Consider the following 8,410-nt stretch of genomic DNA (forward strand, 5'->3'; position numbering starts at 1 on the left):
CCATTCCAGCTATCCTCATAACTATATCATAGGAAACAAGATTTATGATATAAACGGTTTTGATGAAAACAACGGAATAGGTGGGGATTATGGTATTAATGGAGGCAATGACACTTTAATTGCCAACAACTCAATTTACAATGCAGATGTGATTGGTGCAGGTATTCTTGTAGGTTCCAATAGCGATGTTTACGGAAACTATATCCAAATTAACAGCAGTGGAGACGGTATTAGAATAGGGGATGTTGAAGGAGGTCACAATTCAAAGGTTCACGACAATACAATAGACTTCTTATCCGGTGCAGGAATAAGCATAAAGGGCACTCCTAAAGACACTGAAGTCTACGACAACATTGTAAACTCCTTATCCGATATCGGTGCGAATCAAGGTTCAGGATTGGGAATAGGTATTTTATCCATTTACCAATCAAGATCCAGCAGGCCATATAACATTTCAATTTACAATAACACTATCTATACCTCAAATGATTATGCAATAAACATTGCACAGTCATCTACTGAATGCTGGTTATGTGAAAACAATCACATTGGAGATAGGCTTATCCTCTATCCTATTTCAATTGACTATTCACCTGAATGGGGTGATGTTACCGTTTATCAGGTAACTGAAGAGAACTACAATACCTATTTCGATTCAAACGGCAAGTTAAGAGACATTGTTAAGGATGGAGATATCTTAGTATTCAGCGGCAGCTTTTCACCTAAAGGCAAGATTGTCTTGAACAAGATTGTCAGCCTTATTGGTGATAATGCATTTTTAAGGGATACCACTATCTTTGTAAATACCTCTAACTGTAAGGTTCAAGACTTCAATATTATAAACAATGGTACTGATGACAGCAATTGCAACCTTTGGGGAATTTATGTTTATGAAGCTGATAATGAAGTAATTACAGGAAACAATATCACAATATGGGATAAGAATACATCTTATGGAATTTACCTTTGCGACTCCTATAACAATACAGTTGCAAACAATAGCATAAAGTGTCAAGGAGACAATTTGGTATTTGCTCTCTTGACTTATGAGACATATGATACCCTTTTTGAAAACAACACTATATTAGCTATTGGAACAAGTGAATTGTATCCTTATTATGAAACAATTTGTATTGATGGAGTTCGCAGTATTTCAGAGCTTTCCAAGACATATGGTGTGATATTGGACTTCTCAAGCGATAACCAGTTCATTCACAATGACATCGAGGTCACTTCAACTGTAGAAGGTTTCCAAGTGCCTTATAATCCTTCTGTAAACATTCTAATTGGCCTTTACATTTACTATGAGTCCAATAGAAACAATATCAGTGAAAACAATGTTTACATTCATGGACATGATCCATTCCTTTATGGAATGGGTTCATCTGGTGATGATACAAGTAAATCCGTGACTTATGCATGTGAAAACATTTTCGCAAAGAACAACATTACCATAGATGCGGATTACTTTGCTATGGGAATGATCTTAAGGCACAACTCCAAAGACACCGTTGTTGAAGACAACCAATTCAATCTTTATTCCAATAATTATACATATGGATTGACATTGGAGATTTCACAAGGTGCTAAAGTCAAGGACAATACCCTTAATCTTACTGGCCGTGCGGGAATTTATGCTGTAGAGCTTTATTCCGCTTGGAGCAATGATATCAGCTACAACCAAATCTATGCAAATGGTAGTTTCAGTGAAGTGGGCCTTTACGGTTCCTCAGGAAACAATATCACTCACAACACTATCCATTCATTTGGTGATGGTATCAATGACCCAGCACAAGGACCGGAGCATCCTGATTCAGTAACATTGATTAACACTGGAATATTGCTTGAAAAGGGTTCCAATGGAAACATCATTTCAGACAATACCATCATAACTGATGGGGACAATGCAATTACCATTGACGGTTCAGTTGGAAATACAATTGCAAATAATCAGTTATCCTCATCAAAAGGTGGAGGAAATGCTGCTGTTAAGGATAATACAGGCATGAACAACATTTTCGGAAACACTGGTTCTAGATATGTATCTGATTCCAATAGCAATTCTGGAAGTCCAATTCATACAAATGGAACTTCAAGCCAATCAAGCAATTCTGGCAGTTCAGGAAGTTCAGATTCCAATGGTGCAAGTTCATTCGGTAATGTAAATTCCAATTTCAATGCAAATGCCCAATCTTCTGCAAATGATGGTGCTGGAGATTCAGGTGAAGCAGGTGATGGATTTGACATCATTGCAAGTGAACTTGAAGAGGTTGCAAGTAAATCCTTATCTGGTGGAGTATTCGTACCGGTTGTAGCTTTACTCTTAATATTGGTCTTCTGTTTCAGTTTCTTAGGTGCAAAAGACGAAGATGATGAAGAAGAATAATTTGGATAAAAGAATAAATATCTAATATTTATTCTCTTTTTTATTTTTTATTAGGAAATACCTGGCAAAAATTAATATTTTAAATTATTAAAGTTTCTACTTTTACCTTTCTTTTTTTAATTATTTTATCTAATTTTTTCTATATTTTCTATCTTCTTCTCCATCTTTTCTATTTCAACTCCTTTTATAATTAATACTATTTCGTAAAATTTATATTATTATATAATAATAAATATAAATGTATAAATTTAGTTTTAAAATTCTTAAATTATATTTTATTTTTTTATCAAGTTTGATTTATCATTTTAAAAAATCATATTAAAATGAAATGTAATTTAGTAATTTATTATTTTAATCTAGCATGCTAAATGATTTATTTTATAAATCGAGGTGTTTAAACATATGAATTCTAATAAAATTATTCCAGTATTGGGATTATTGATTCTATTGATATTAGCTATTGGATCTGTAAGTGCAAGTGAGGTAGATTCAGATTCAATAATAGGGGATAGTGATGCTAATATTGATTTAACTGCTGAAACGGCAATTAATGAAATTGACGATTCCAGTATTGATGATGAAGTAAATACTGGGGACATCATTGCTAATGATAATGAAAGCATTAGCGATAATGTAGGAAGTATTGATGGTGTTGAAAGTGGGGTAGGTGTGGAAAACAGTCTCGGTGCTAGCGCTGATGATGAAATTCTTGCATCTACTATACAATTTTCTGAAAGCAAATATTCCACTTACTTTAATGCGAGCGGGAATATAATTCCCGGAAAACTGAAAGCTGGAGACACTTTAGACTTTTCAGGAACATTTAATTCTAAAACTTTTATTATAAATATTCCTTTGATTATTACATCTACTGATGGGACTGCAAATTTTACAAATTGTAATTTTAAAATCATCAAAGGGTCACAAGGGACCAATATAACCAATTTAAAAGTAAATATGGGAAAGTTGGATAATCCTATTTTTGATGTTTTTAATGTAAGTGATATTACTATAGCAAATTGCAATCTTTTTTCATATGCAACTAGATCTTATCCAATTTTATTTAATACAGTAAATAACTCCTATATTATTAATAATAAAGTTCGAACCACAGCTTATATAACTGGTTGGGGTCACCCTTCAGCTATTGTATTAAGTGGTGCTTTTTACAATAATATTTCTAATAATGATGTAATAACAAATGATTCTAATGGTATCTACCTTACCGGGTTCCTCGGTGGAGGGGAGATGGGTCAAACTGGGGGTGCAAATGCATATAATGTAATTTTTAATAACACAGTTCATAGTTTAAGAGGAATTGAATGGGCAGTTGACGAAGATGGGAAAACTCCGTTACCTTCTTCATTCTGTTACGGTATTCAAGTAATGGGAGCAAATAATGATATACTTAATAATACTGTTTATAATTTATACAGGGGTATAAGCGCTACTCAATCAGGTAATAAAATTATGGGAAATAATATTTCTCAAATCCATGGTACATGGTATAGTGGAAATACAAATGAGGATGGTGGAGATTATGCAATCTATGTAACTACCAATTCTATAGTAAAATACAATATTATTACTGATAGTATTTTTTATGGTGATAAAGCAGCTATTTTTGCATCTAAAGGGTCTAATGTAACAAATAATACTTTCTTAAATATTACTGGTATAGGTGCTTATTTAGGTGGTAGTGACATTATTTTTTCAGAGAATAATTTGAATGTTACTGGATATGGAGTTTATATTTTTGGTCAATCAGAAAGTCTAAAAAATATTATTGTATCTAATAATCAAATTTTTTCAAATAATCAGTCTAATGTTAAATTAGAGAAAAAAACTAGGCTTATTTTCCCAAATGATATTGTAATAGTTGATAATATATTACATAATTTGGGAGTAATTCCTATAAGTTTTCCTACTGAATCAGATAATTTAACTATCGAACCCAATACAATTATTATAGACGGGGTTATAGATGATGAAACAGATGATGATGCTGTTCATTTAATTTATGAAAGTAACTTCAATAAGTTTTTCTCCGCTACAGGTAACCTTGAAGATTGGATTAATGAAAATGATACCTTAATATTTATGGGGGAGTTCTCATCCAAGGATAAATTAACAATTAATCAGAAAGTGGATATTTTGGGAGTCGAATCAAAATTCACAGATACAACATTCATAATTGTGAATGATGGAGTTTCCATAAAGAATATTAAAATATCTAATCCGAATACATCTTTGAAAGACCGTTTATGGGGTATTCAAGTAAATGGTGTAAATGATGTTATCATTCAGGATTGTGATATTTCAATTAATGACCCTTATTCCGCCTATGCAATCTATCTCTTGGAAGCTTCAAATTGTACTATTATCAATAATGTTTTAGAGGCAAGGGGAAACTATTTCACTGTAGCATTGCTTTCATTCAATTCAAGGGATATTTTCATTGACGGCAACACCCTCAGAACAATTGGCAGTGGAGAAACATACCTTATCAATAATAAAAGCTGTTTGGATGGTTATCTAAATGTTTGTATAGATGCTTGTTTAGATGGATCAGTAGTTTGCCCTGATGGTTATGTAGTTTGTCCTGACGGCTCATTAATGTGTCCTGATGGTGATATAATTGCTCCAGAGGAATATTATATATGTGTTGATGGTTCTATTGTTTGTGTAGATGGTACTGTTATTTGTACTGATGGAACTACATTCAATGGTGAAGTTTGTACAGATGGAGTTTGCGTGGATGGCGTAACCTATTGCATTGATGGAACCATTATTCTTGAAAACGGTACAAAACTTTATGCAGGCGGTTATCAAATCACCCCTGAAAATACTATTATCTGTCCTGATGGGGCTATAATCAATCCTGGAGAGTATACAGTTAATGAAACAGATGGTTCCATTATTTGTACTGATGGTACTGTTATTTGTACTGATGGTACTGTTATTTGTACGGATGGATCTACAATTTGTACTGATGGTACAGGTTCCAATAATTATTTGGATGGTGTAATACCAGGTTCCCATATGGTTTCAGGAGTATATAGGACCTATGGTGCTTTATTAATCCATTCATCAAATGTTACATTCACAAACAATAAAGTCAATGTTGGTTCAGACCTCCCATCCGATTATAATTTAAATGAGTCATATAATACCATTGCAGGAGTATTTATCCATTATGGTGGATTTAACAACACTATTTCAAACAATGAAATAATACTCGATGCAAATGACCCTGTTATGTATGGTATTGGTATTATTGGTGCAAGCCCTAACAGTTCCGCTGAAGGGTCTAAATACAATAATTTTACCAATAATCATGTAAAAATCGTTGGTCCATTACATGCTGTGGGGGTTGTTTTAGGATATAAGGCAATTGAATGTAATTTCATAGGAAATAATTTTGAAATTCTAACAAATCACTCTATTGAGGTTTTAACTTTCAATGGCAGTGAAAGTAATGTTGTTGAAGGAAACACTTTCATTAAAAAAGTCAATTCCACTATAGTTGTTTCTAATTCTTCTTATAAATTGGATAATTTAAATAAAATTATTTCAGTCACTCTTAAAGATGAAGAAGGTAAAGCAATTCCTAACAGTTATGTGGAAATTTCAGTTAATGGACAAAAGTACACTGCTAAAACCAATGCTAATGGTATAGCAACTGTTAAAGTTACATTAAATGCAGTTAAAACCTATGATATAATTGTTAAATTTAATGGTGGAGAGTATTTCTTTGCTTCTACAGCAAATGGAAAAATCACTGTAACTAAAGGTACAAGTAGTTTAACATCTCCAACTAAAACTTTTACAGTTACAACAGCTTCAAAAACCATCGCAGTGACCTTAAAGGGTGGAAGTGGAAATGTAATTGCAAATAGAAAAGTCACAGCAACTGTAAATGGAAAGACCTACACTGCAACAACCAATTCCAAAGGTGTAGCTACTTTCAAATTGACTTTAAAAACAGTAAAAACTTTTACTGTATCACTTAAGTTTGCAGGAGACAGCTATTACACAGCTAGCACCAAATCCATAAAAGTTAAGGTAACCAAGACCAAAACAAAATTGACTGTTCCTAAAAAGAAATATAAAAGGTATGCAAAGGTTAAGAAATTAACTGCAACCTTAAAGGATCAAACTGGAAAGGTCATCAAATCCAAAAAGGTTACTTTCACTGTTAACGGCAAGAAATATACTGCAAAAACCAATAAGAAAGGTGTAGCTACTGTAAAGGTTAAACTCTCTAGAAAGAAAACCTATAAGGTTACAGTTAAATTTGCTGGTGACAAGACTTACTATGCAGTTAAAAAGACAGGTAAAGTTGTAATAAAATAGATTCAAATCAATTTAGGAAGGCAGCTGCCTTTCTAAATGATTTTTTATTTCAAATTTAAATATTTTTTTAATTATTTTATTTTTATGGTGATTTAATGATAAATATTGGAAATGCATTGATTTTTGCAGATGAAGCTGCCTTTCAGGGAACAAACAATGGATTGTTTGCATTTTTCTCAAATACTAATGGTACTGGATTTCCTATACTGGATAGTTCATTGACTGCTATTACTCAGGCATTACAGATACCTGTAATCATTCTTTTAATAGCATTTTTAGTATTCGCTGTATATACTTTAGGAAAGCTTCTATCAGAACACCTTTCTCGTAAGAAAGTACCTGTTAGTTTAATCAAAGAAATGATTTACTCAATCTATGATGCGGAGTCTGCTGAAGATATTAAAAATGTGGTTAATAATGCAGATATTCAAAAGTCTCAAAAGAAGATCTTATCTGAACTGGCAGAGTCAGAGCATCTTGGTAAAAAGTCAAGGGAAACCCTAGCTCGTAGATTGATAGATAATGAAGAGGATAAGATTGCACAGAACCTCAACAAGACTGACATTGTCACTAAGATTGGTCCAACCCTTGGATTGATGGGTACTTTAATCCCTATGGGTCCAGGTCTTGCAGCATTAGGTACCGGTGATGTAACCACACTTGCAAGTGCGATTACAATTGCATTCAATACAACAGTTATCGGTATTGGAGCTGGTGCTATTGCATACTTTGCATCTAAATTAAGACGTAGATGGTTTGGTGAATACCTTGCTAACTTGGATGCATTGATGGATGCGATTTTAGATAATATTGACAAGAGAGATGAGAGACTTAAATAGTCACTGAAGTGATTGAAAATTATACAATATACTTTTGAAAACAATAATTTTAATTAATTGTTTTTAGAAAACAAGCTTTTATATTGTATACAATATATTTAAAAAATTTTACAATAGATTAGAATTCATATGGTTTAAAATTTGAAAATTTAATAAGGATTTCATATATTTTGGTGATTGTTATGGCTCGTCGTCGAGGAAAAGGACGTTTTGACAGTGAGGAAGAAGACCCTATGGCAGGAACAGCTAACCTTGTGGATGCAATGTTGGTAATTGCTGTAGGCTTGCTTGTTTTCCTAGTGCTTGCTTGGAATATGCAAAGCGTTTTATTCAATGACCAATTGACTCAGGAACAGAAGGAAAAGGTCATGGAAGCCATGAATCAGGAAGTGACTGAGGTTCAAGAGGGTCAGATATTGAATGAAACTCCAGATACAAGCAATCAAACCGGTCAAGGCTATACTGAGATGGGTAAGGTCTATAAGGATCCATCTACGGGTAAGCTGATTATGGTTCAGAATAAGACTAATTAATCTTTCTTCTTTTTTTATTTTTTTAATATTTTTTATTTTATATTTTGACTTTTTTTATTCATTATATTTTATTTTTATAGCTATTGATTTTTTAATTCATTATTTATACTAGAAGAAATAAATTATTTTTAATGGTAAGCCGAAGACAGCTGCTGGTTTTATAACTAGGGAAACTCCGCACATCATATAGACTGTAAAGTTGAAAGACTTATGCTGAGAAGTATGACTCTGGAGCAGAAACGACACGGCCTTTGATGGATGACAATGATGCTTGACTGATGGACATTAAAGGAATC

4 protein-coding genes are annotated in these 8,410 nt (G+C 32.8%); all 4 read left to right on the plus strand.

The window, feature by feature from the left end; genetic code table 11:
- Positions 1–2,386: NosD domain-containing protein (locus ACJMLB_RS00005; protein ID WP_405322633.1), on the plus strand; the 2,386-nt coding region annotated here is incomplete at its 5' end.
- 402 nt (positions 2,387–2,788) lie between these two features.
- Positions 2,789–6,742 (plus strand): Ig-like domain-containing protein, encoded by a 3,954-nt coding sequence (locus ACJMLB_RS00010; protein ID WP_405322635.1) that lies wholly within the window; start codon positions 2,789–2,791, stop codon positions 6,740–6,742.
- Positions 6,743–6,837: 95 nt separating this feature from the next.
- Positions 6,838–7,581 carry a MotA/TolQ/ExbB proton channel family protein gene (locus ACJMLB_RS00015; protein ID WP_405322637.1) on the plus strand — a complete coding sequence of 248 codons (744 nt, stop codon included), beginning with the start codon at positions 6,838–6,840 and terminating at the stop codon, positions 7,579–7,581.
- A 182-nt stretch (positions 7,582–7,763) separates the two neighbouring features.
- Positions 7,764–8,114, plus strand: a complete 351-nt coding sequence (locus ACJMLB_RS00020) for a DUF2149 domain-containing protein (RefSeq protein WP_295608361.1) — start codon at positions 7,764–7,766, stop codon at positions 8,112–8,114.
- Positions 8,115–8,410: the final 296 nt, after the last annotated feature.

The organism is Methanobrevibacter sp., assembly GCF_045114555.1.
GTDB lineage: Archaea > Methanobacteriota > Methanobacteria > Methanobacteriales > Methanobacteriaceae > Methanobrevibacter.